25 protein-coding genes are annotated in these 23,549 nt (G+C 67.1%); 9 read left to right on the top strand and 16 right to left on the bottom strand.

All coding sequences use genetic code 11. The features are described from left to right. Positions 1-305: 305 nt before the first annotated feature. The 7 genes from mmsB to U6958_RS17175 form a co-directional block, all read right to left on the bottom strand. Positions 306-1,202, bottom strand: a complete 897-nt coding sequence (gene mmsB, locus U6958_RS17205; RefSeq protein ID WP_016446001.1) for a 3-hydroxyisobutyrate dehydrogenase — start codon at positions 1,200-1,202, stop codon at positions 306-308. 37 nt (positions 1,203-1,239) lie between these two features. Then, positions 1,240-1,719 (bottom strand): DUF488 domain-containing protein, encoded by a 480-nt coding sequence (locus U6958_RS17200; protein ID WP_074922193.1) that lies wholly within the window; start codon positions 1,717-1,719, stop codon positions 1,240-1,242. A gap of 21 nt (positions 1,720-1,740) precedes the next feature. After that, positions 1,741-2,205 (bottom strand): TfoX/Sxy family protein, encoded by a 465-nt coding sequence (locus U6958_RS17195; RefSeq protein ID WP_012205520.1) that lies wholly within the window; start codon positions 2,203-2,205, stop codon positions 1,741-1,743. A 23-nt stretch (positions 2,206-2,228) separates the two neighbouring features. After that, a complete protein-coding gene (locus U6958_RS17190; RefSeq protein WP_016446004.1) occupies positions 2,229-3,395 on the bottom strand; it encodes an acyl-CoA dehydrogenase family protein in 1,167 nt (388 codons plus the stop codon). An 81-nt stretch (positions 3,396-3,476) separates the two neighbouring features. Beyond that, positions 3,477-3,878: a lysozyme inhibitor LprI family protein gene (locus U6958_RS17185; RefSeq protein WP_052151730.1), complete on the bottom strand. Its 402-nt coding sequence runs from the start codon at positions 3,876-3,878 to the stop codon at positions 3,477-3,479. Positions 3,879-3,939: 61 nt separating this feature from the next. Continuing rightward, complete coding sequence (locus U6958_RS17180; RefSeq protein ID WP_012205523.1) at positions 3,940-5,463, bottom strand: CoA-acylating methylmalonate-semialdehyde dehydrogenase; 1,524 nt, start codon at positions 5,461-5,463, stop codon at positions 3,940-3,942. A gap of 202 nt (positions 5,464-5,665) precedes the next feature. Beyond that, entirely contained in the window at positions 5,666-6,205 is a 540-nt protein-coding gene (locus U6958_RS17175) for a MarR family winged helix-turn-helix transcriptional regulator (RefSeq protein ID WP_223275353.1), read from the bottom strand. A gap of 122 nt (positions 6,206-6,327) precedes the next feature. Between U6958_RS17175 and U6958_RS17170 the strand changes: the two genes are divergently transcribed. Both U6958_RS17170 and U6958_RS17165 read left to right on the top strand, forming a co-directional pair. Further along, a complete protein-coding gene (locus tag U6958_RS17170; RefSeq protein ID WP_016446007.1) occupies positions 6,328-7,308 on the top strand; it encodes a tripartite tricarboxylate transporter substrate binding protein in 981 nt (326 codons plus the stop codon). 50 nt (positions 7,309-7,358) lie between these two features. Beyond that, positions 7,359-8,597 carry a flavin-dependent oxidoreductase gene (locus tag U6958_RS17165; RefSeq protein WP_074922191.1) on the top strand — a complete coding sequence of 413 codons (1,239 nt, stop codon included), beginning with the start codon at positions 7,359-7,361 and terminating at the stop codon, positions 8,595-8,597. Between the two features lie 14 nt (positions 8,598-8,611). Here U6958_RS17165 and U6958_RS17160 read toward each other — a convergent pair whose 3' ends face one another. The 5 genes from U6958_RS17160 to U6958_RS17140 all read right to left on the bottom strand — a co-directional run bounded on the left by U6958_RS17160 (position 8,612) and on the right by U6958_RS17140 (position 13,435). Continuing rightward, positions 8,612-9,649, bottom strand: a complete 1,038-nt coding sequence (locus U6958_RS17160; protein ID WP_074922189.1) for a tripartite tricarboxylate transporter substrate binding protein — start codon at positions 9,647-9,649, stop codon at positions 8,612-8,614. A gap of 116 nt (positions 9,650-9,765) precedes the next feature. Further along, the gene (gene maiA, locus U6958_RS17155) at positions 9,766-10,407 is read right to left on the bottom strand and encodes a maleylacetoacetate isomerase (protein ID WP_017407800.1); all 642 of its coding nucleotides are present in this window, start codon (positions 10,405-10,407) and stop codon (positions 9,766-9,768) included. 19 nt (positions 10,408-10,426) lie between these two features. Further along, a complete protein-coding gene (locus U6958_RS17150) occupies positions 10,427-11,134 on the bottom strand; it encodes a fumarylacetoacetate hydrolase family protein (protein WP_017407799.1) in 708 nt (235 codons plus the stop codon). 38 nt (positions 11,135-11,172) lie between these two features. Next, positions 11,173-12,210 (bottom strand): cupin domain-containing protein, encoded by a 1,038-nt coding sequence (locus tag U6958_RS17145; protein WP_012205530.1) that lies wholly within the window; start codon positions 12,208-12,210, stop codon positions 11,173-11,175. A 16-nt stretch (positions 12,211-12,226) separates the two neighbouring features. Next, positions 12,227-13,435: a 3-hydroxybenzoate 6-monooxygenase gene (locus U6958_RS17140; protein ID WP_074922187.1), complete on the bottom strand. Its 1,209-nt coding sequence runs from the start codon at positions 13,433-13,435 to the stop codon at positions 12,227-12,229. A 204-nt stretch (positions 13,436-13,639) separates the two neighbouring features. Here U6958_RS17140 and U6958_RS17135 point away from each other — a divergent pair, with 204 nt between their 5' ends. From U6958_RS17135 to U6958_RS17105, 7 genes are all read left to right on the top strand, one after another. Beyond that, entirely contained in the window at positions 13,640-14,176 is a 537-nt protein-coding gene (locus U6958_RS17135; protein WP_012205532.1) for a MarR family winged helix-turn-helix transcriptional regulator, read from the top strand. Positions 14,177-14,190: 14 nt separating this feature from the next. Next, positions 14,191-15,093 (top strand): LysR family transcriptional regulator, encoded by a 903-nt coding sequence (locus tag U6958_RS17130; protein ID WP_013802476.1) that lies wholly within the window; start codon positions 14,191-14,193, stop codon positions 15,091-15,093. Positions 15,094-15,159: 66 nt separating this feature from the next. After that, complete coding sequence (locus U6958_RS17125; RefSeq protein ID WP_013802475.1) at positions 15,160-15,438, top strand: type II toxin-antitoxin system RelE/ParE family toxin; 279 nt, start codon at positions 15,160-15,162, stop codon at positions 15,436-15,438. Positions 15,439-15,450: 12 nt separating this feature from the next. Further along, positions 15,451-15,753, top strand: coding sequence for a HigA family addiction module antitoxin (locus U6958_RS17120; RefSeq protein ID WP_074922185.1), 303 nt, complete (start codon positions 15,451-15,453; stop codon positions 15,751-15,753). Positions 15,754-15,868: 115 nt separating this feature from the next. Then, complete coding sequence (locus U6958_RS17115; protein ID WP_074922183.1) at positions 15,869-16,909, top strand: patatin-like phospholipase family protein; 1,041 nt, start codon at positions 15,869-15,871, stop codon at positions 16,907-16,909. Positions 16,910-17,060: 151 nt separating this feature from the next. Then, on the top strand, positions 17,061-17,534 hold the full coding sequence (locus U6958_RS17110) for a hypothetical protein (protein ID WP_050042469.1): 474 nt from the start codon (positions 17,061-17,063) through the stop codon (positions 17,532-17,534). Further along, positions 17,531-18,583 carry a hypothetical protein gene (locus U6958_RS17105; protein WP_074922180.1) on the top strand — a complete coding sequence of 351 codons (1,053 nt, stop codon included), beginning with the start codon at positions 17,531-17,533 and terminating at the stop codon, positions 18,581-18,583. The genes U6958_RS17110 and U6958_RS17105 overlap by 4 nt, the downstream gene beginning before the upstream one ends. 92 nt (positions 18,584-18,675) lie before the next feature. Here U6958_RS17105 and glyA read toward each other — a convergent pair whose 3' ends face one another. The 4 genes from glyA to U6958_RS17085 form a co-directional block, all read right to left on the bottom strand. Continuing rightward, positions 18,676-19,950, bottom strand: a complete 1,275-nt coding sequence (gene glyA / locus U6958_RS17100) for a serine hydroxymethyltransferase (protein WP_074922177.1) — start codon at positions 19,948-19,950, stop codon at positions 18,676-18,678. Positions 19,951-19,996: 46 nt separating this feature from the next. Next, on the bottom strand, positions 19,997-21,223 hold the full coding sequence (locus U6958_RS17095; protein ID WP_074922377.1) for an aspartate aminotransferase family protein: 1,227 nt from the start codon (positions 21,221-21,223) through the stop codon (positions 19,997-19,999). 69 nt (positions 21,224-21,292) lie between these two features. Further along, positions 21,293-22,144, bottom strand: coding sequence for a YggS family pyridoxal phosphate-dependent enzyme (locus tag U6958_RS17090; RefSeq protein WP_074922174.1), 852 nt, complete (start codon positions 22,142-22,144; stop codon positions 21,293-21,295). Positions 22,145-22,148: 4 nt separating this feature from the next. After that, a complete protein-coding gene (locus U6958_RS17085; RefSeq protein WP_074922171.1) occupies positions 22,149-23,405 on the bottom strand; it encodes a benzoate/H(+) symporter BenE family transporter in 1,257 nt (418 codons plus the stop codon). Positions 23,406-23,549 lie beyond the last annotated feature (144 nt).

The following is a 23,549-nucleotide window of genomic DNA, read 5'->3' as shown; positions in this document are numbered from 1 at the left end:
TTTCGAGGCCGGGTTTCGGCCCGGCAGCCGACTGCCCTTTCTTGATTCGCCAAGAAAGGTCAGATCAAAGAAGGCGACCCGAATGCCCGCGACCCCTTCGCTGCGCTGCGGGGCAACCTGCGTCGGGCCGCCTGCGGGGGTCGCCGCAGAACTCACTGCGCGCTGCGCGCTCCGTTCAGACAACTGCGGCGAGTCAGTTGACGAAGCAGTCCTGTCCTGCGGCAGGACTGCAACCCCGCAGACGGCCCGACGCAGGCGCGGGCATACGGGATTGGGGGCGGGGAGATGGGGCGGGGCCGGGGGCGTCAGCCGTTCTTTTGCAGGGAGCGGATGACGCTGGAGAAGTCCAGGGCGCCGTTGCCTGCGATGGAGTGCATGGCGTACATGGCGCGGGCCATGCCGCCCAGGGGCGTGGAGGCCTTGACGGCCATGGCGTTTTCCTGGGCCAGGCCCAGGTCCTTGAGCATGAGGTCGGTGCCGAAGCCGCCTGCGTAGTTCTTGGAGGCGGGGGCGTTTTCGTGGACGCCGGGGAAGGGGTTGTATTTTTCCAGGGCCCAGTTGCCGCCCGAGCTGCGGCGCATGATTTCGCTGAGGACCTTGGGGTCCAGGCCGTTGGCCACGCCCAGGGCGATGGCTTCGCTGGTGCCGATCATGAGGATGCCCAGCAGCATGTTGTTGCAGATCTTGGCGGTCTGGCCCGCGCCCACGGCGCCGGCGTGGAAGATGTTGGCGCCCATTTTTTCGAGCAGGGGGCGCGCGCGCTCCAGGTCGGCGTCGCTGCCGCCCACCATGAAGGTGAGGGTGCCAGCAATGGCGCCGCCCGTGCCGCCGGAGACGGGGGCGTCGATGAAGGCAATGCCTGCGGCTTCGGCGGCCTTGGCGACCTTTTGGCTGGTGGCGGCGGCGATGGTGGAGCTGTCGATGATGAGCGCGCCCTTGGCAATGCGCTGCAGCAGGCCGGCCGCGCCGTCACGGCCGAGGAAGAGGCCTTCCACATGCTGGCTGGCGGGCAGCATGGAGACCACGGCTTCTGCGCCCTGCACGGCGTCCTCGGCGCTGGCGGCAATGCTCACGCCCTCTGCAGCGACCTTGGCGCAGGCGTCTTTGGAGAGGTCGAAGGCCTTGACCGTGTGGCCGGCCTTGTGCAGGTTGATGGCCATGGGGCCGCCCATGTTGCCGAGTCCGATGAATGCGATCTGCATGTGCTTGTCTCCTGTGTTGTGAAGCTTGTGGTGTGTCTCAGTGGACCGTGTCGTCGGTGTAGTTTTCGCCGGGGTCCATGTCGCCGGTGTCCTTGTCACCGTTCGCAATGTCGGCGCCGCGTTCCTTGAGCAGGGAGCGCAGGATGCCGCGGTGGCAGCGCGCCTCCTGCTCGCAGTAGCAGCCGATGGCGAAGGCGCTGTGCTGCGAGAGGGCGGCCAGCAGGTCCAGGGTGCGGCTGGCGGCGGGTTCGCCCATTTCCTTGCGGAACTTGCGCACGAATTGCTGCCAGAGCTTGTCTGCCTCGGCCTGCTGGCCGTGGTCCTGCAGGCGGTGCGATTCGAGCGCGGTGTGCATGGTGTCGGGCTGGGGCGAGAGTTCGGGGTACCAGACGTCGTAGTAGTCGCGGCTGGCGAATTCGGCCTTGGGCACGCCGCGCGGCGGGCGGCGCACGGTGCCTATGCGCAGGCCTTCATCGGCGTGGCGGGGGCTGCCTAGCTGGACGATGCGGATGGGCATGGGGCTCTCCTGCAAAGGGGCTTATTCGTCGCCGAAGATGGGGTGCTTGCGTGTGCGGCGCCCGGCCGGGGCGGGGGGCGCTGGCGGTGTCTTTGCGTCGGCGGGCGCGGGTTCGCTGGCCTGGGGTTTGCGCTTTTTCGGGGGCGTGGCCTTGGCGTGGGGGTTGAAGGCCAGGGCCTGGGCAATCCAGTGCTGCCACTGCTGGCGCGTGGCGTAGGCGGCGGGGCCAATGAAGAAGTAGCCGTCCATCTGGCCTTTGGACGAGAGCGGGCGCAGGCCCGGCGTCTCGGCCACGGCGGCGTGCTGCGAGGGCGGCAGGCGCACCAGCAGTTCGTCGTCTTCCACGCCCAGGCACAGCTTGCCGTTGACCATGAAGACATGGCAGCCGAACATGCGCTTTTCCTGCACGTCGTCGCAGCCGGCCAGGGCTTCGCGCACGGCGTCTATGAGGTGCAGCGTGGTGTCGGAGAGCGGGCGGGCGGGCATGGCGCGGGCTGGATGTGGATGAATCAGCGGATCATGTCCGGCGCATCGCCTTCCAGCATGCGCCGCGCGATGATGACGCGCATGATTTCGTTCGTGCCTTCGAGGATCTGGTGCACGCGGGCATCGCGCATGAGGCGCTCCAGCGGGTATTCGCGGATGTAGCCGTAGCCGCCGTGCAGTTGCAGGGCTTCGTTGCAGACCATGAAGCCGGCATCGGTGGCAAAGCGCTTGGCCATGGCGCAGTAGGTGGAAGCGTCGCGCGCGCCGGCATCGAGCTTGGAGGCGGCCAGGCGCACCATCTGGCGCGCGGCCACGAGTTCGGTGGCCATGTCGGCCAGCTTGAACTGCAGGGCCTGGAAGCTGGCAATGGGCTTGCCGAACTGCTTGCGCTCGTGCATGTACTGCTGGGCCTGGGTGAGCGCGCCCTGGGCGGCGCCCACGGAGCAGGTGGCGATGTTGATGCGCCCTCCGTCCAGGCCCTTCATGGCGATCTTGAAGCCTTCGCCCTCGCGGCCCAGCAGGTTCTGGGCGGGAATGCGCACGTTGTCGAAGCTGATGACGCGCGTGGGCTGGCTGTTCCAGCCCATTTTTTCTTCCTTCTTGCCGTAGCTGATGCCGGGCAGGTCGGCGGGCACGGCAAAGGCGGAGATGCCGCTGGCGCCCGAGCCTGCGTCGCCCGTTCTGGCCATCAGCACCAGCATGTCGGTGCTGCCCGCGCCGCTGATGAAGGCCTTGGCGCCGTTGATGATGTATTCATGGCCCGCCAGTTCAGCCCGGGTCTTGAGCGAGCCGGCGTCCGAGCCCGCGCCGGGCTCGGTCAGGCAGTAGCTGGCCAGCTTGCGGCCGCTGGTCAGGGCCTCGCCCCATTCGGCGCGCACGGCGTCGGTGGCCCAGGTGCCCAGCATCCAGGTGGCCATGTTATGGATGGTGATGAAGGCGGTGGTGGAGGGATCGACGGCGGCCAGTTCCTCGAAGACCATGGTGGCGTCCAGGCGCGGCAGCTGCAGGCCGCCTGCGTTCTCGGGCGCGTACAGGCCGCAAAAGCCCAGTTCGCCCGCCTTGGCGATGGCCTCGCGCGGGAAGATGGATTCACGGTCCCAGTGCGCGGCATGGGGCGCGAGTTCGGCCTGGGCAAAGGCGCGGGCCGATTCGGCAAAGGCGCGCTGGTCGTCGTTGAGTTCGAAGTCCATGGCTGGCTTGTCTCCTGCGTTGGGCTCTGGGGCCCTTGTTGTTCTGGGGTGGCTTTCGGTGGCTGTGGGTGCGTGCGGCGGTCAGTGCTGCAGCCAGCGCTCCAGCGCCTGCATGCGCTCCTGTGTCGCGGCCGTGAGGCATTCGTGGTACAGGCGCGGGCCTTCGGGCTGGGTTTCGCTGTCGCGCGTGGCGGCCTTGCAGCGCGCCGTGCGGCCCTTGATCCAGCCGTTCTGGTCGTGGCGCAGGCCCGTGCGCTTGCCCTGGGGCAGTTGCTGCATGACGTCCAGGTAGCGGATGTTGAGCGCGGTGTCGGCCTCCTGGAAGGCCTGGACCGCGCAGGCATTGCGGCTGGCGGCGGCGGTGGAGGCCGGGTCGCAGGCTGCACCGGCCTGCGCGTGAAGGGTCAGGGGCAGGGCGGCCAGGGCGGTCAGCAAGGCGGCACCCAGGCCCCGGGAGAGGGAGGCGGTCATTGGAAAACGCATGCCGCCATCATCCCAGAGCCGGGGCCTGCCCCGGATCAATCCAGGCCCGCCCATCCGTGCATCAGCGCAGGCTGATGGTGGTGTTCACGCCCTGGCTGGTGGTGCTGTCGTCGAACCAGCGCGCCGTGACGGTCTTGGTCTGCGTGTAGAACAGCACGACCTGCTTGCCGTAGGGGCCCAGGTCGCCCAGCTTGGAGGCGCGGCTGCCCGTGAAGGAGAACAGGGGAACCGGCACGGGAATCGGCACGTTGATGCCGACCTGGCCCACGTCGATGTCTTCCTGGAACTTGCGCGCCGCAGCGCCCGACTGCGTGAAGATGGCCGTGCCGTTGCCGTTGGGGTTGGCGTTGATGAACTCGATGGCCTCGTCCAGGCTGTCGGCAGCCGCCAGGCACAGCACGGGGCCGAAGATTTCCTGGTCATAGACGCTCATGCCGGGCTTGACGCCGCTGAACACGGTGGGGCCGACGAAGTTGCCCTTGTCGTAGCCGGCCACCTGGGGCTTGCGGCCGTCCAGTTCCAGCTTGGCGCCGTCGGCCAGTCCGCGTTCGATCAGGCTTTCCACACGCGACAGCGCCGCGCAGGACACCAGCGGGCCCACGTCGGTGCCGGGCTCGGTGCCGCCGCTGACCTTGAGGGTCTTGGACTTTTCCACCAGCTCGGGAATCCACTTCTGTGCATCGCCCACCAGCACGGCCACCGACAGCGCCATGCAGCGCTGGCCTGCCGCACCGAAAGCTGCGCCCAGCAGGGCGTTGAGCGTTTGCTCCTTGTTGGCGTCGGGCATGACGATGGCGTGGTTCTTGGCGCCCATCATGCATTGCACGCGCTTGCCGGCCAGGCTGGCGCGGTTGTAGACATGGGTGCCGACCTTGGTGGAACCCACGAAGCTGATGGCCTTGATGTCGGGGTGGTCGCAGATGGCGTTGACCACGTCCTCGCCGCCGTGCACCACGTTGAGCACGCCGGGCGGAATGCCGGCTTCCAGGGCCAGCTCGCACAGGCGCATGGTGACCATGGGGTCCTGCTCGGAGGGCTTGAGCACGAAGGTGTTGCCCGTGGCAATGGCCATGGGGAACATCCACAGCGGAATCATGGCCGGGAAGTTGAAGGGGGTGATGCCCGCGCACACGCCCAGGGGCTGCAGCACGGAATAGGTGTCCACGCCGTTGGCCACGTTGTTGGCCAGCTCGCCCAGCTGCAGCGAGCCGATGTTGGCCGCATGCTCCACCACTTCCAGGCCGCGGAAGACATCGCCCTCCGCGTCAGGCAGGGTCTTGCCCTGTTCGGCGGTCAGCAGCGCGGCCAGCTCCTTCATGTTCTCGCGGATCAGCTGCTGCAGCTTCAGGAAGATGCGGGCGCGCTGGCCGATGGGCGTCTTGCGCCAGGTCTTGAAGGCTTCCTTGGCGTTGGCGACGGCGGCGTTGACCTCGTCGGGCGTGGCAAAGGGCACGCGGGCCAGCACTTCCTGCGTGGCCGGGTTGACCACATCGCGCCATTGGGTGCTTTGGGATTCGACCAGCTTGCCGTTGATCAGCAGCTTGACCGTGGGCGCCAAAACCTTGGCGGACGTGGATGCATTCATGGCTTGTCTCCTGTTGCGGTGGTGTCGGCCCGGCATGCCGTGCGCCGGGCGTTCATCGCATGGTAGCTGTGCGGTTTTTCGCAAGCAATGGAGATGTTTGCAGTATGCATGTGCGTTTTTGCACATCGGCATGCCAACTCGGCCACGCAAAAAAACATGGCCTGCGATGTTCGCAGGCCATGCGGGTTCAGGGCTTGAAGGCTCAGTCCGTACCGGTGGCCGGCAGGCGGTCGTCTGCAGCGGGACTGGAGTGGTGTACGGCGCGGGCGGCGGGCTTGTGCAGCGGCTCCAGCTTCACGCGGGCGCTGGCGCCCAGGCCGGACTCCAGCTTGGTCAGCAGGCGCAAAAGCTCCTGCAGTTCCTCGTCTTCCAGCGGAGAGACCAGGCGGTGATAGGCCTGGTCCACCAGCGGCACGCTGGCGGCCAGCAGGGCCCGGCCCTTTTCGGTGAGCGTGAGCTGGTGCTGGCGGCGGTCACGCGTGCTCAGCGCGCGGTGCACGTACTCGCGCTCTTCCAGCCCGCGCACCAGGCGCAGCGTGGTCACCTTGTCGAAGCCCATGGCGCGCGCCAGGGAGCTTTGGTCGGAGCCGGGGGAGGCGTCGATCAGGACCAGGGCGCCGTACTGTGGCGGCGTCAGTCCCAGGGGGCGGCATTGCTCTTCAAAAATGCCGACCGAAATCTGGTGGGCGCGCCGCAGCAAAAAGCCAGGGCGCTGATATAGCGGCAGTGGTGCAGGCGTCATCGTGTCCATATGCGTCTAGTATTCTTGCAGAGATGTCCAGTATTCATTCGATTTCCACCAATTGTGCCCATTCTGGTGCATGATTACCATGCGTTTGCATGCTAACTACAAAAGAGGTCTACATGCGAAATTTTGTTGGCAGACGGCAATTTTTGAAGACAAGCGGATTGGGAGTATTGGGTTTACCCGTAGCAGGTGCCATCGCCAGCACCGAGAGTGTGCCTCTGAAATTGATTGTGCCTTTCACTCCGGGGACTGGAATCGACACGATTGCGCGAACGATCGGGCCTTTGCTGGCCAAGCGCCAGGGCCGGCCCGTGGTGGTGGAGAACAAGCCGGGCGCCTCTGGAAATATCGGAACCGAGGCCGTTGTGCGCTCGCCTGCCAATGGCCAGACGCTTTTGGTGACAGTGAATACCCTGGTGATGAACGCATCGCTGTATCCCAAATTGCCATTCAATCCGCTGACGGACCTCGAGCCTGTAACGCTGACCAGCTGGGGGCAGCTGATTTTGGTGACGCCCACGGCCTCCGCCTATCAGACGGCGGCCGATCTGGTGAAGGCGGCCAAGGCCTCGCCGGGCCGCATCAATTACGCATCGCCGGGAGTGGGCACTCCGCACCATATGGCGATGGAGCTTTTCAAGAGCACGGCGGGCGTATCGATCACGCACATCCCTTATCGCGGAACAGGGCCGGCGCTGACGGACCTGCTGGGCGGCCAGGTGGAATGCATGTTCCTGCCCATTCATGTGGCATTGACGCATGTGAAGGCCGGCAAGCTGCGCGCGCTGGGCATTGGCAGCCAGCGGCGCCACCCGCTGCTGCCCGATGTGCCCACGCTCAAGGAGGCCAAGGCGGGCGATGTGAACGTGGATATGTGGTACGGCGTGTTTGCGCCGGCCGGCATGCCGGCGGACCAGGTCGATGCCCTCAATCGCGAGATCCGCGCGATTTTGGCGTCGGAGGAAGTCCGGCATGCCTTCGCGCCCCAGGGCATGGATCCGGCCGGCAGCACGCCGGCCGAGTTCAAGGCCCTGGTGCAAAAGGACGCCCGGCGCTGGGCCGATCTGGTCAAGGCGCGGGGGATTACCGCCGAGTAGGCGGGGCGGGCGCCAACAGCGCCCCTGGAGAAAGCATGGAGAGTCAGCGGATGAAAGTAGCGATCGTGGGGGGCGGCATCGCAGGCCTGTGCCTGGCATTGGCCCTGCATCAAAGAGGCATTGCCTGCGAAGTCTTCGAGGCCGTGCCCGAGGTCCGCGAGATCGGCGCGGGCATTACCCTGCTGCCGCATGCCATGCGTGAACTCAGCGACCTGGGCCTGCAGCCGCAGCTGGAGGCCCTGGCGATCGAGAACCTGGAGAGCGTGTTCTTCAACCGCTATGGCCAGTTCGTCTACCGCGAGCCGCGCGGCCGCCATGCCGGCTATGAGCTACCCGAACTGGGCATCCACCGTGGCCGCCTGCACCGCGTTCTCTTCGAGGCCGCCGTGCAGCGCCTGGGCCCGGGCGCAGTGCACACGGGCCACCGCTGCGTGCGTGTGGACCAGTCGGCCCATGGCGCCACCGTGCATTTCGCGCCGGATGCCCAGGGCCATGTGCCGCCGTCGGCCACGGCCGACATCGTCGTGGCCTGCGATGGCGTCAACTCCGCCGTGCGGCGCCAGTTCTATCCGCAGGAGGAGCTGGCCTTTGGCGGCATCAACACCTGGCGCGGCGTCTCGCGCTTCAAGCCCATCCTCACGGGCAAGAGCTATCTGCGCATCGGCTCGGTCGATACCGGCAAGATGGTGATCTATCCCATCGAGGACAACGTCGACGGCCAGGGCATGCAGCGCATCAACTGGGTGGCCGAGATCCGCGACCCGCAGATGCGCATGAATGACTGGAATCGCGCCGGGCGCATGGAGGATGTGCTGGAGATTTTCGGCGGCTGGACCTTCGACTGGCTGGATGTGCCGGCCCTGATCCGCTCGGCCGAGACCATCTTCGAGTACCCCATGGTGGACAAGGACCCCGTGGACCAGTGGAGCTTCGGCCGCGTGACCCTGCTGGGCGATGCGGCCCACCCCATGTATCCGCGCGGCTCCAACGGCTCGGCCCAGGCCATGCGCGATGCGCGGGTGCTGGCCGACCTGCTGGCCGCCGATCCGCAGGGCGACCCGCTGGCGCTGCTGGCAGCCTACGAGGCCAGCCGCCTGCCCGCCACCAGCCAGGTGGTGCTGACCAACCGCTCCACACCGCCCGACTTCATCATCATGAAGGCCGACGAGCTCAGCGGCGGCCAGCCCTTCGGCCATATCGACGAGCTGATCAGCCAGGACGAGCTGCGCGCCATTGCTCGCCATTACGAGCAGGTGGCGGGGTTCGTGAATCCGCAGTCGCTGGGTTGAGGCAGGCGCCGGGCTCAATCCAGGCTGATATTCGCCTTCTGGATCAGCAGCTTGTACTGGTCCGCCTTGGTCCTGGCGAATTTCTCCATTTCCGGCACCTCCCAGGTGATGGGCTGGAAGGCGAAGGTGGCGAATTTCTCGCGCACCTGCGGGTCCTGCAGCACGGCGACCACGTCGGCGTGGATCTTGTCGCGCAGGGTGGCGTCCACGCCCTTGGGCGCCAGCAGGGAGACGAAGGAGTTCACGATGAGGTCGGCGGGGCCGCCCGATTCGGCCACGGTGGGCACGTCGGGCATCTGGGCGATGCGCTGGGGCGCGGCCACGGCCAGGTAGCGGATCTTGCCGGATTTGTAGATGCCCTGGCTGGAGGGGAGGCTGGCAAAGCTCCAGGCCGGATCGCCATTGGCCACCGAGGTGTAGAGCTGGCTGACCTCGCGGTAGGGCACATGGGTCATCTTGCTGCCGGTCAGGAAGTCCAGCCATTCGCCGCCCAGGTGGCCGGGGCTGCCCACGCCCCAGGAGCCGTAGCTGACCTTGCCGGGCTCGGACTTGGCCGCCTTGATCAGGTCGCCCATGCTCTTCCACGGCGAGTTCGTGGGCACGGCCACGAAAAAGGGCGTGAGGAACAGCGGCGCCACCGGGTCGAAGTGCTGCAGCGGATGGAAGTTGCGCTGCTTGTAGAGGTAGGGCAGGGCGGAGACATGTTCGCTGTCGAGCTGCAGCAGGGTGTAGCCGTCGGGCTTGGCGCGGCGTGCGGCTTCGATGGCGACAAAGCCGCCGCCGCCTGGGCGGTTGTCCACGGTCACGCCCTGCTTCCAGCGCGCGGCCAGTTTTTCGCCCACGATGCGCAGCACGGCGTCAGGGCCGCTGCCTACGGCAAAGGCCGTGATCACGGTGACGGGGCGCGTGGGAAAGCTGGCGGCGCTGCTGGAGCCTGCCTGCGCCCAGGCGCAATGCAGCGGGGCGATGGAGGCCAGCAGCAGGGCGGCGCCTGCGAGGGCCTTGCGGCGGGAGGGGGCGGTGCCGAGGCGGCTGGATGGGGATGCTTTCACAGTCTGTCTCCTGTTGGATCTGCTTTTTTCACTGCTTGCAATGCCCCGGTCCTTCTGGCGAGGACTCGGGGCGGGTTAGGGCTGCCGGCAAAGGCGCGGCGGGGTTCAGGCGAGGTTCAGCCGGCGTCAGGCTGGGCCAGGGGCGCGGCCTGTGCAAAGGCGGGCAGGGCCGCGCAGGCCCTGTCCACAGCGCTGATCAGCGGCCAGCGGTTCAGGTCCACGCCAAAGCGGCGTGCGCTTTCGATCTGGGGCACCAGGTAGACATCGGCCAGCGTGGGTGCGTGGCCGAAGCAGAAGTCGCCGCGCCGCGTGTCGCGGGCCAGCAGGGCCTCGATGGCGTCGAAGCCGTCGGCAATCCAGGTGGCGCACCAGGCATTGATGGCGGCTTCGTCCGCACCGAACTGGCGGCGCAGGGTCTGCAGGATGCGGCGGTTGTTGATGGGATGCACGTCGCAGCCCACGATGGCGGCCAGCGCGCGCACCTGGGCGCGGTCCTCGGGGTCGGCGGGCAGCAGCGGCGGCTCGGGATGGCGCTCTTCCAGCCATTCGATGATGGCCGGCGACTGGATCAGCGTGCGGCCATCGTCCAGCGTCAGCGCCGGCACCAGGCCCTGCGGGTTGACCTGCTTGAACGGTGCCTGGGCCTGCTCGTCCACGCGCAGGTCCACGGGGAAATAGTCAGGGCGCAGGCCTTTGAGGTGGAGCGCGATGCGCAGGCGGTGCGAGGTGCCGCTGCGGAAAAAGCTGTAGAGCTTCATGGTGGTGGTCTCCCCGGTCTTATTCAGGCTGGCCCACGGTGAGCGCGATCTCGCCCACGCCCTGCACATGGCCGGTGATGCGGTCGCCCGGCAGCACGGCGCCCACGCCTTCGGGCGTGCCTGTGTAGATGAGGTCGCCGGGCTGCAGGTGATAGAACAGCGAGAGGTCGGCAATGATTTCGCGGATGTTCCAGATCAGCTTGTCCACGTCGGACTGCTGCCTGGTCTCGCCATTGACGGCCAGTGCAATGGCGCCGGATTCGATCACCTGACCCGGCATGGGCACGATCTCGCTGGCCACCGAGGACTGCTCCACATCCTTGCCCAGGTCCCAGGGCCGGCCCTTGTCGCGCGCCACCAGCTGCAGGTCGCGGCGCGTCATGTCCAGGCCGCAGGCGTAGCCGTAGATGTGTTCATGCGCCTGGTCCGCCGCAATGCGAAAACCCGCCTTGCCGATGGCCACCACCAGTTCCATCTCGAAGTGGTAGTTGTTCGTCTCGGGCGGGTAGGCCACCGTGGCACCCGAGTCGGTCAGGGTGGAGGGGGCCTTGGTGAAGTAGAAGGGGCGCTCCACGCTCTTGTCCACGGGGCGGCCCATCTCGACGGCATGGGCGTGGTAGTTGCGGCCCACGAAGAACAGGCGGTTCACGGGCAGGCGCTGCGTGCTGCCGCGCACGGGCAGGGATTGGACGGGGGGCGGGGTCCAGAGGTATTGGGGGGCGGTCATGGTATTGGCGATGGGGGAGTAAAGAGACATCGGAGGATTCAAGGCCGGACCTCGTAGAGGCCCAGCTTTCGGTGCAAAGGCGCCTCGTCGGCCAGGAAGAGGAAGGCGGGCTCGCTGGCGCTGGCATTGGCCAGCGTGGCGGGCGCCCAGCCGGGCACGCAGCAGGTGTCGGCCGGGGCCAGGTCGAAGTGGCGGTCCACGGCGGCCACGCTGGCGCCGCCCTCGATGACATGGAACACGCAGGCCGGCGAGCGCGCGGGCAGCTGCAGCGTCTGGCCCGGGCGCAGCATCAGCGCGTAGAAGCCCAGGATGTTTTCGCAGTCGGCCCCGGTTTCGGGGTTGGTGTAGGCCAGCTGCACGCAGTCCAGGTCCGGCCGGTCGGCGGCCAGCTCCAGCAGCGCGGCGCGGGCATCCTTCCATGGGTAGCGCAGCATGGGGTAGGCCTTGGCGCTGCGGGCGAACACCTGCGTGGGTGCCAGGCCGCCGCGCGCATACGCCCGGTCGCCACGGCCGGGCAGGGCGGGCTGGCGCGGGCCGTCCACGTGGTAGGTGACTTCCAGGTAGTAGGCCAGGGGCAGGTCCAGCACATCGAGCCAGACCACGGGCTCGTCGCCGTCATGGCCATGCTCGTGCCACAGGCCCGTGGGCGTGAGGATCAGGTCGCCGCGCTCCATGGGGCATTTCTCGCCATCGACCAGGCTCCATGCGCCCTGGCCCTCCACCACCATGCGCACGGCATTGGGCGTGTGGCGGTGCGAGGGCGCCCACTCGCCGGGCAGCAGCAGCTGCATGCCCAGGTAGATGGAGGAGCTGGCCTGCATCTTCTCCAGCCCATGGCCGGGATTGGCCAGCACCAGCACGCGGCGCTCGGCCTTTTCGATGGGCGTCAGCTCGCCGGCCTGCATGAGCAGCGGGCGGATGGCCTGGTAGGGCCAGGCAATCGGCTGGGTGCGCGGGCGCGGCGTGTGCGGCGGCATCACGTTGCGCAGGCTGGGCCACAGCGGCACCAGGTTGTTGCGCGTGAGTTCGTCGCGATAGTCCTGGGGCAGGTCTTCCAGGCGGCCAAGTTCTTGCATGGCGGTCTCCTTGTGTTCAGTCTTCGGCGAGGCAGGTTTCGGCCTTCCAGCCGTACAGCCATTCCATGGCGTCGTAGAAACGCTGGGGCGTGCGGCCTTTCCATAGGTCGTTGCGCACCAGGCGCTCCACGCCGCTGGCGTGGAAGATGCGGCCCATCTCGCGCGCGGACAGCACCACGCGCGCCGTGCGGGCGATGCGCGAGCGCTCGTACAGCCGCAGCGCCTGCGGCCAGTCGTTGCCGCAGCGCTTGAGCGCCTGGCCAAGCGTCACCGCGTCTTCCAGCGCCATGCAGGCGCCCTGGGCGATGTACTGCAGGGTAGGGTGTGCCGCATCGCCCAGCAGCGTGGCGCGGCCGAAGCTCCACTGGCCAATGGGCTCGCGGTCGGCCGTGGCCCAGCGCTTCCAGCTTTTGGGCAGGTCTATGAGCTGGCGCGCGCGCGGGCAGCAGTCGCTGTAGTAGCTTTGCACCTCTTGGCGGCTGCCTTCGCGCACGCCCCATTCCTCCTGCTCGCGGCTGTGGAAGGTGACGACCACGTTGTACTGCTCGCCGCCGCGCAGCGGGTAGTGCACCAGGTGGTAGTTGGGGCCGACCCAGATGCTGGCCGCGTTCCAGCGCAGGTCCTCGGGGAAGTCGTTCTTCTCCACCACGGCGCGGTACACCACGTGGCCGGAGACACGCGCCGCATCGCCCACGTACTGCTGGCGTACCACGGACTTCACGCCATCGGCGCCGATCAGGGCCTGGCCCACATGGACCTGGCCGTGTTGGTCGCGCACGGTGACGGTGTCACCCTCCTGCTGCACGGCTTCGATGCGCGTGCCCGTCAGCGTCTCGATTTGGCCGTGGGTGCGCGCGCCTTCAAGCAGCGAGGTGTGGATGTCGGCGCGGTGGATCACCGCATACGGGTTGCCGAAGCGGGCGCGAAACGCCTCGCCCGTGGGAATGCGGCCGACCAGCCGCTCATCGAGCGCGTCGTGCATCACCATCTCGTCGGTATAGACCGCGCGGCCACGGGCCAGCTCGCCAATGCCCAGCGCGTCGAAGGCCGCGAATGCGTTGGGCCCCAGCTGTATGCCGGCGCCGATCTCGCCCAGCTGCGGCGCCTGCTCCAGCACCTTGACGGCGAATCCCTGGCGCGCCAGGGCCAGCGCGGCCGCCACGCCGCCAATGCCGCCGCCTGCCACAAGAACGGGCAGCGCCCGGGAAGAAATGCTGGTGCTCATGGATGTCCTGTGCTTCGTGGTGCGTGTCGCCAGCCTGCGGGTCAGCTGCGTCGCGACTAATTAAACAGTATGCTGACGATGAGTGTAGTGTTGATTTGCATCAGGCCAGCCTGGGGTTTCCCTGGATGCAGGCCAAACGGTGGTGGACAGCATGTCCGGGTGAATCACCTGTCCGCCAGCCAACGCCAACGGAGGGCGCGGTTCATGCGAACATCTGCGCTTGCCCGCAGGGACCCGGAAAAGAGCGCAATGGCCATGGACTACCAACCCGCAGAACTAGAAAACTACCCCGGCTACCACATCCGCCGCCTGCAGCAGATCGCGGTGGCCGTCTTCATGGAAGAGACCCAGGAATTCGGCGTGACCCCCGTGCAGTACGCGGCGCTGTCTGCCGTGCTGCGCCAGCCCGGCGTGGACCAGCGCACGCTGGCGCGGATGATCGGTTTCGACACCTCCACCATTGGCAGCGTCATCGACCGGCTGGAGGCGCGCGGCCTCATGGTGCGCAACACCAGCCCGGCCGACCGGCGCGTGCGCCTGCTGTCGGTCACCGCAGAAGGCGCTGCGCTGCTGGCCGCTGCCGAGCCCTCGGTGCTGCGGGCCCAGCAGCGCATGCTGGAGCCGCTGCCGCAGGAGCAGCGGGGCCTGTTCATGGACATGATGGCCGTCCTGGTGCGGCAAAACGACGAGCTGGCGCGTGCGCCCAGCACGCTGGCCGCGCGCCGCGCCGCAGCCGACTGAGGCGGCCTCGACCCATGGACTGGGACCACCTGAGATTCTTTGGCGAGCTGGCGCGCAGCGGCAGCATGGCCGCCGCCGCGCGGCAACTGGGCGTGGAGCACACCACGGTGTCGCGCCGCATCCAGGCCCTGGAAAAGCAGCTGGGGGCCGTGCTCTTCGAACGCGAAGCGGGCCAATGGCGGCCCACGGAGGCCGGCCGACAGCTGCTGGGTGTGGCAGACGCCATGCAGCGCGCCGCAGCCGGGCTGGAGCGCATGCCGCTGGCGGCCGAATCCACCAGCCAGGGACCGTCCGGCCTGGTGCGCGTGGGCGCCACGGAGGGCTTCGGCACCCAGCTGCTGGCCCCGCAGCTGGCCGCGCTGACGCAGCGCCATCCGCTGCTGAGCATCGATCTGCTGGCCCTGCCGCGCCTGCTGCACCTGTCGCGGCGCGAGGCCGACATCGTCATCTCGCTGGAGCGCCCCACACGCGGCTCGGCCGTGGTCACCAAGCTCACCGACTACCGGCTCTTCCTCTACGGCCAGCGCGAATACCTTGCGCGCCGCCCGCTGGTGGCGCGCACCGAGGACCTGCGCCACCACAGCTTCATCCACTATGTGGACGACCTGCTGTTCACGCGCGAGCTGCAGCTGCTGTCCACCCTGTTCCAGCCCGAGCGTTTTGCCTTTCGCAGCACCAGCATCACCGCCCAGTACGAAGCCGTGCGCGCCGGCGCCGGCCTGGCCGTGCTGCCCGCCTTCATCGCCGACCGCGACCCCGTGCTCAGCCGCGTGCTGCCCGCCGAGGCCTGCTTCACCCGCACCTTCTGGATGAGCATGCCCTCGGATGCCCGGCAGGTTCAGCGCATCGAGGCGGTCTGGGGGTTTTTACGGGAGGCTGTGCAGGGGATGCGGGAGTTGCTCAGTCCCCGGAGTTGATGCAAGAGGGCCTAACTGCAGGCGGGGTAAGCATCAGCTAATAACGGGAGTCGTTATTATTGATCCATGATCCTCGATTTCAGATGTGCAGACACCCAGGCATTGATGCTTGGCAAGCGCGTTGCGCGGTTCGCCAACCTGGAGGCCGCTGCCATGCGCAAGCTTGTGCAGCTGAACGCCGCGACCTCCCTGGAGTTCCTGCGCATTCCGCCAGGCAACAGACTGGAGGCTCTTCAAGGAAGCCGCAGGGGCCAGTACAGCATTCGGATCAATGAGCAATGGCGCCTTTGCTTCGTCTGGGCAGATGGCCATGCCAGCCAGGTCGAGATCGTGGATTACCACTGAAAGGACTACAACATGACCCGCGAAGTCAAATGGCCGCACCCAGGAGAAATCCTGATGCACGAGTGGCTCGAACCCATGGGCCTGAGCCAGTACGCGTTGGCAAAGGCCATCGATGTTCCGCCCCGGCGCATCAACGAGATCGTGAAGGGCATGCGCGGCATCACGGCGGATACGGCGCTGCGCCTTGCGGTCTTCTTTGGCACGGACGCGCAAAGCTGGCTCAACCTGCAGTCCGACTACGACCTTGCCGAAGCCCGCGATGCCATGGCGGACGTGCTGGCGCGAATCCAGCGGTTTGAGCCCACGCATCCCTGAGCGACCTCAGGACGCCCTCTGCCGTCCGCAGCATGATGCGTCTCCGGCGGTGGTTTGCCCCTGCCGCTATACTGCCCGCCCCGAATCTCGTCATCCGACAGCAGGATCTTCCGGCATGCGCCTCCAAGCCCTTTTGCGTCCATTGGTGTACCTGAGCCTGGCGGGGCTGGCCGCTTGCGGCAGCAACCCGCCCAGCCCCTCGGCGGCCACGCCCGAGTCCACGCCCACCGCGCCGGGCACACCCGTGGCGCCCATCAGGATCGGTCTGGCCCTGGGCGGCGGGGCCGTGAAGGGCTTTGCCCATATCGGCGTCATCAAGATGCTGGAAGCCAATGGCCTTGCGCCCGCGGTGGTGTCCGGCACCAGCGCGGGCAGCGTGGTGGGGGCGCTGTATGCGAGCGGCATGAACGCCTTCGAGCTGCAGGAAAAGGCCGTGGCGCTGGATGAGACCAGGATCCGCGACCTGCAGCTGTCCTCGGGCGGCCTGCTGGTGGGACAGAAGCTGGAAGACTATGTGAACGAACAGGTGGGCCGCAAGCCGCTGGAGCAACTGGCCAAGCCCTTCGTGGCCGTGTCCACGCGGCTGGAAGACGGCGAGCGCACCGTGTTCGCGCGCGGCAATACGGGGCAGGCGGTGCGTGCCTCCAGCAGCATTCCGGGTGTGTTCCAGCCCGTGGCCATCGGCAAGTTCCACTTCGTCGATGGCGGCATCACCAGCCCCGTGCCCGTGGACGCCGCGCGCCAGCTGGGCGCCGATCTGGTGATCGCCGTGGACATCTCCAACAAGGCCCGTGGCAAGGCGCCCGAGAACATGCTGGGCGCCCTGGGCCAGTCCATTGCCATCATGGGCCAGAAGCTGGGCCAGGCCGAGCTGGCCCGCGCCGACATCACCATCCGCCCCAAGGTGCTGGACATCGGCCCGGCCGACTTCACCCAGCGCGCCAGCGCCATTCTTGAAGGCGAAAAGGCCGCCGTGGCCGCCATGCCCCAGATCCGCGAGCGCATCGCCCAGCTGCAGGCCGAGCGCGCCAAGGCCGCGAAGCTGGCGCAGCAAAAGGCGGCCGAAGCCCAGCACCAGGCCTGCCTGGACCAGCGCTCGCGCGTGCAGAAGCTGGCGGAGATGGCGGGGATGGACGGCGCCTGCGCCAGTCCTTGACGGGGTTCAAGGCAGTGCGGAGCATGCCGGTGTCATGACGAATGAAAAGAACGGGCTTCGACTGGTGAAGCCATGCGGATCGCGGGCATGTGTAACGACATAATGCAGGCTTCCGTTCCGTGTCCTTTCTTCACTGATACAAGCCGCCGCCATGGAAATAGTGCCGCAAGCGAGCCAGTCGAACAGCGAGCCTGATGATCACGACAAGGGTTCAATACCCAATGAGGCGAAATTCTTTCAGAACACCAAACGTACTGAACGCGCCTTGCTTCAAAAAATCGAGGGTTTGAATGTTTCCGCTGATGCGAAGGCCATCCTGGCCAATCTGCTGCGCTTGTCATCGCAGGTCGGACGCCGACTGGTGCGCATCGGGCGGAAGATTCTTGATCTCATCTTTCTTACGCTAGATCAGTTCCCCACCTTGGCATTCGCCACAGCGGTTGCCTTGGTGGTCGGTGCATTGTTGAGCGCAGTACCGCTGATAGGAACATTGCTTGGAGCGTTGTTGAGCCCGCTGGCGATTGCATTGGGCATTGCCTACGGAGCCAAGAAAGAGATGGATTTTCCAGATCTGCAAGACAGGATCCGCCTGTTTGTTGCGCAATTCAAAGCGGCGCTGGCATGAAGCAAATCCATGAAATTTCCAGCGAAAATTTCACTCTGGACGGTGTGGAGCAGGTTGTTGCCGAGCCGCTGCGGTTCAAGGCAAAGTTGGCGATTGGAGAGAACGCCTATCGCTCTTTGCGAATGGTCAACCGGGGCCGTGAGCTGTGGGATGTTCTGGGGGCTGCTGGAACTGGCGCGGCAGTCGCCAAGTCGAGTCTGGTGGCTTCAACATTCTTTGCGCCATCTGGGCTATTGGGCGCAATCGGTATTGGAACCGCTGCCACACCGCTTGGGTGGGTCGCTTTTGCTGCATTGGCCTCGGGAGGAGCTTGCTATGGGCTCTATCGCATGTTTGCCAACAGCCGTGGATCTCGGGTCATTGAGATCCCCAAATTCCTGAATACGCCTCTCGATGTGCTTGCCTTGTCGTTGTTCGACCTGATTGCACCGCTTGCCCTACGAATTGCTGCTGTAGGCGGAAAAATCGACCAGGAACAGCGCAGCGTGCTGGTGGAGCATTTGGTGGAAGAGTGGGGGTTTGACCCGAATTTCGTCGGTCAGGCCGTCCCGCTGCTGGAAAGCCAACTTGGACAGGGTCAGCCGCAGGACGTTGCCCAAGAGCTTGCCACCTTCCTCCACGCCAACCCGGACTGCAATCATTTGGCGATCGCTGCCGATCTGGGTGACTTTCTAAGGTCTCTGCTGGAGACGGGCAAACCACTTTCAGAGTCTGAACACACGTTGCTGAATGCCTGCATTGCCACGCTTTCGCAAGTTCCGGAGGGGGGGATGTCCAAGGCTTGGGCTCAGGCCCACCTCCGGGCCGGACAAGTTGCCGACGGCGTCGGCGGTACGCTGAGGGAAGCCAGCAAGAATTTGCCCAGCATGGAAGAGTTGCGCGATGCTGCCGACTCGACAGTTAACCAGGTCCGGCAATCTGCCCTGCGAGTGGGTACGTTGGCGAGCCAGGTTTTGCCAGAGCCCGCGCAACTGAAGGAGGCGGCAAGACGATCACTTGCGCTGGGTAAAGCAGGCGTGGACAGAATCAAAAACCGCCTTTCCCGGTAGTTGCTGTCCTTGCTGCGGTTCTACCTCTTGCCTGGACGTAGCTTGGAGGCCCTGCGCTGTTGTCAGTGCCGAGAGCGATTCATGTCCGTGGTTCATTCATACACCGGATACCGACGGCACAGCTCCGTCACCTGATCGCGCACCTGCGCCGCCACCTTGGCAAAGCGGGCGCCTTCCTGCGCGTCCAGCGCATCGAGTACATCGCACAGCCAGCCGGCCAACTGCTTGCACTGCGCCTCGCCGAAGCCGCGCGTGGTGACGGCGGGCGTGCCTATGCGCAGGCCCGAGGTCACGAAGGGCGAGCGCGGGTCGTTGGGCACGGTGTTCTTGTTGGTGGTGATGTGCGCCTCGCTGAGCGCGGCGTCGGCGTCCTTGCCGGTGTAGCTGCGGTCGGACAGGTCGATCAGCATCAGGTGGTTGTCCGTGCCGCCCGAGACGATGCGGTAGCCGCGCTGCTGGATCACGGCGGCCATGGCGCGGGCGTTGGCCAGCACCTGGCGCTGATAGGCCTTGAACCCGGGCTGCAGCGCCTCCTTGAAGGCGACGGCCTTGGCGGCGATCACATGCATCAGCGGCCCACCCTGCACGCCGGGGAACACGGCCGAGCTCAGGCGGCGGTTGAAGGTTTCGTCCTGTCCCTTGGACAGGATCAGGCCGCCGCGCGGGCCGCGCAGCGTCTTGTGCGTGGTGCTGGTGACCACATGCGCGTGGGGCAGTGGGCTGGGGTATTCGCCCGCAGCCACCAGGCCTGCGACATGGGCCATGTCCACCCAGAACACGGCACCCACCTTGTCGGCAATGGCGCGCATGCGGGCCCAGTCCTTGTGGCGCGAGTAGGCAGAGAAGCCGCCGATGAGCATGCGGGGCCGATGCTCCAGGGCGATGCGCTCCATCTCGTCGTAGTCGATCAGGCCCGTGGCGGGGTCCAGGCCGTAGGGGACGATGCGGTAGTGGCGGCCCGAGAAGTTGGACGGGTTGCCATGCGTCAGGTGGCCGCCCTGGGCCAGGTTCATGCCCATGACGGTGTCGCCGGGCTGGGCCAGCGCCAGGAACACGGCGGCATTGGCCTGGGCGCCGGCATGGGGCTGCACGTTGGCGTAGTCGCAGTCGAACAGCGCCATGGCGCGTTCCACGGCCAGGCGCTCGGCCACGTCCACGTTCTCGCAGCCGCTGTAGTAGCGCTTGCCGGGGTAGCCCTCGGCGTACTTGTTGGTGAAGACCGAGTTCTGCACCGCCATCACCATCGGGCTGGCGTAGTTTTCGGAGGCGATGAGTTCCACATGGTCTTCCTGGCGGCGTTTCTCGCTCTGGATGGCCTTGGCCAGCTGCAGGTCGAAGTCGGCCAGGGTCAGGGATGCGTCGTACATGGGTGAATGGTTCCTGTATGGGGGCAAGGGCTGTAGGGAGCGATGGTCATGCAGCCGCCAGCTGGCCTGCGGCGGGTGCGCCTGCCTGCGCGGCGCTGGCCGACTCCAGCAGGCAGGCCAGGCGGGCGACGATGTCGTCGATCTGGCGCTCGTCGCAGATCAACGGCGGCAGCAGGCGGATGGTGGATTCGCGCGTCACCGTGATCAGCAGGCGCTGCTGGGCCAGCGCGCGGCCCACCAGGTCCTGGCAGTTGCGGTTCAGCTCGATGCCCACCATCAGGCCCTGGCCGCGCACGGCCAGCACGTCGGGGTGGCCGTGCAGCGCCTGCTGCAGGCCGTTGAGCAGGCGCCGGCCCAGTTGCCTGGCGCGGCCGGGGATGTCCTCGGTCTCCATGATGTCCAGCACCGTGCAGCCCACGCGGCAGGCCAGCGGGTTGCCGCCAAAGGTGGAGCCATGCTGGCCGGGCGAGATCAGGTCGGCCGCAGGCCCGCGTGCCAGGCAGGCGCCGATCGGAATGCCGTTGCCCAGGGCCTTGGCCAGGGTCATCACATCGGGGGCGATGCCCGCGTGCTGGTGGCCGAACCAGGCGCCGGTGCGTCCCAGGCCGGTCTGGATCTCGTCCAGCATCAGCAGCCAGCCGTGCCGGTCGCACAGGCTGCGCAGCTGGCGCAGGTAGTCGGGGCTGGCCAGGCGGATGCCGCCTTCGCCCTGCACGGGCTCGATCAGCACGGCCACGATGTCGCCATGCTGGGCGGCGGCGTGGTGCACGGCCGCGATGTCGTCATAGGGCACGCGTACGAAGCCCGGCATCAGCGGCTCGAAGCCGCGCTGCTTGGCCGGGTTGCCCGTGGCCGACAGCGTGGCCAGCGTGCGGCCGTGAAAGCCGTTGTCCATCACCAGGATCTGCGGCCGCGCCGCCTGCCTGCGGTGGCCGTGCAGGCGCGCCAGCTTGAGCGCGGCCTCGTTGGCCTCGGCGCCGGAGTTGCAGAAAAAGGCCGTCTCCATGCCGGCCAGGGCGCACAGGCGCTGGCCCAGGCGTTCCTGCCAGTCGATGCGGAACACGTTGGAGGTGTGCAGCAGCAGGCCGGCCTGCTCGGCGATCACGGCGGCGATCTCCGGGTGCGCGTGGCCCAGGGCGGTCACGGCCACGCCGGCAATGGCGTCCAGGTATTCGGTGCCGTGCTCGTCCCAGAGCCGGGCTCCACGGCCACGGACGAAGGACACGGGCTGGCGGGCATAGGCCTTCATCAGGCGGGAATCAAGGGGTTGCATGGCTTTTTGCATGTCAAGGTCCTCAAGCGGGGTCAGGGTTGAATCGAAAAGGGTGGCGAGGGGGCGCGTTCAGGGCAGCGCCAGGGCGGTGGGATCAGGGCCGCCGGCGGGCCAGTAGAAGCTGTCCGGCTGGGCGCGGGCGCCGAAGATGGCCTGGCCCACGCGCACCACGGTGGCGCCTTCCTCGATGGCGATCTCGAAGTCGCCGGACATGCCCATGGACAGTTCATCCAGCGAGATGCCCGCCGGCGCGCCCTGGCGCAGCTGGTCGCGCAGGCTGCGCAGCAGCACGAAGCACTGGCGCACGCGCTCGGCCTCGCTGGAGAACAGGGCCAGCGTCATCAGGCCGCGCACGCGCAGCGCACTGAAGGCGGGCAGGGCCTGGAGGAATCCCTGCACCTCGTCGGGCGGCAGGCCGTACTTGCTGGCCTCGCCCGAGGTGTTGACCTGCACGAACACGTCCAGCGCCCGGCCTTCGGCCTGCAGGCGGCGGTCCAGCGCCTCGGCCACGCGCAGGTTGTCCAGCGCCTGGAACTCGCTGGCAAAGCGTGCCACGAGCTTTGCCTTGTTGGTCTGCAGGTGGCCGATGACGGACCACTGCAGATCGGCCAGGTCCTGCATGGCCTCCCATTTGCCGAAGGCTTCCTGCACCTTGTTCTCGCCCAGCATGCGGCAGCCCGCCGCGTGGGCCAGGCGCAGGCTGGATTCGGGCTTGGTCTTGCTCACGGGCAGCAGGCGCACGCTGGCCGGGTCGCGCCCTGCGCGGCGGCAGGCAGCGGCCATGCGCGCCTGCACGGTGGCCAGGTTGTGCCGGAAATCGTCCACCGTCTCGGCCTGGGGGTAGCGGCCGTGCTGGTCGTGGCGCGTCAGGGTGTCGGCGGCTTGGGCGGTGCCGCCGGTGGTGTCTTGTGTCGCAAGCATGGTTTCAGCTCCTTTTGATGGCGGCATCGGCGGCGGGCACGTTGCCGGTGCCCGCCTCGCTGCGTGCGGTCCGGCGCGGCCACTGGCCGTTGAGCACGGCATGGGCCACCAGGCCGATGACCAGGCCCCAGAAGGCGCCGCCTATGCCCAGCATGGAAATGTTGGCGGCGGCGGCCAGGAAGGTGATCAGCGAGGCCTCGCGGGTTTTGGCATCGGCCAGCGCATTGGCCAGGCTGCCGCCGATGGTGCCCAGCAGCGCCAGGCCCGCCAGCGTGGTGATGAAGGTGGCCGGGAACGCCATGAACACGGCCGCCAGCGTGACGCCGAACACACCCACCAGGATGTAGAACACGCCCGCAGCGATGCCCGCGATCCAGCGCCTGGACGGCTCTTCATGCGCCTCCTTGCCCGTGCAGATGGCGGCCGTGATGGCGGCGATGTTGAAGGCGTGCGAGCCGAACGGCGCCATCAGCAGCGAGCCCAGGCCCGTCAGCGTGACGATGGGGTTGGCGCTGGTCCTGAAGCCGTCGTTGCGCAGCACCAGCATGCCGGGCATGTACTGGCCGGTCAGCGTGATCAGGAACAGCGGCAGGGCCACGCTGAGCAGGGCGTTGAGCGTGAACTCGGGCCGCGTGAACACGGGCGCCGCGAATTGCAGCTGCAGCCCGGACAGGTCCACACGGTCCTGCGCCAGCAGGAACGCCAGGCCCAGCGCCAGGATGCCGACCACCGCATAGCGCGCCGTGAGCCGCTTGAGCAGAACGTAGGCCACGATCAGCAGGCCGGCCAGCATCGGGTCCACGCTCATGCCGCCAAAGGCCTTGATGCCGAACTGCAGCAGGATGCCCGCCAGCAGGCCCGAGGCCACGCCGGGCGGAATCAGCCGGATCACGCGCTCGAACCAGCCCGACAGTCCCAGCACCACGAAGGCCGCGGCCGACACCACATAGGCGCCCACGGCCTCGGCATACGGCGTGGTGGCCAGGGCCGTCACCAGGAAGGCGGCGGCCGGCGTGGACCAGGCCGTGATGATGGGCTCGCGCGAGAGCCAGCTGAGCACCAGCCCGGTGACGCCCACGCCAATCGAAATCGACCACACCCACGAAGCCGTGAGTTCCGGGCTCAGGCCGGCCACCTTGGCGGCCTGGAACACCAGGATGAAGGTGCCGCCGTAGTTGACGATGACCGAGATCAGCCCGGCCACCACGGGGTGGATGAGGTCGCTGAAGCGAAGGGGTGAGTGTGTGTCTGATGAAGGCATGGTCTTCTCGTTTTCCTTGGGGGTTGGATTCCTGGCTGTCTGGGGAAAGGGGTATTTGAGCGCCGAAGTGGACTGAATGATCCATACACTTCGCTCTCTTGTTGCAGACCACTTTGCAATGGGCGCGCAGCATTTGCGTCAGTA

Origin of the sequence: Delftia lacustris (genome assembly GCF_040267515.1) — a bacterium.
Classification (GTDB): Bacteria; Pseudomonadota; Gammaproteobacteria; order Burkholderiales; family Burkholderiaceae_C; genus Comamonas; species Comamonas tsuruhatensis.
Note: the sequence above shows the minus strand (reverse complement) of the source record. Positions and strands in the feature narration are given on the sequence as shown.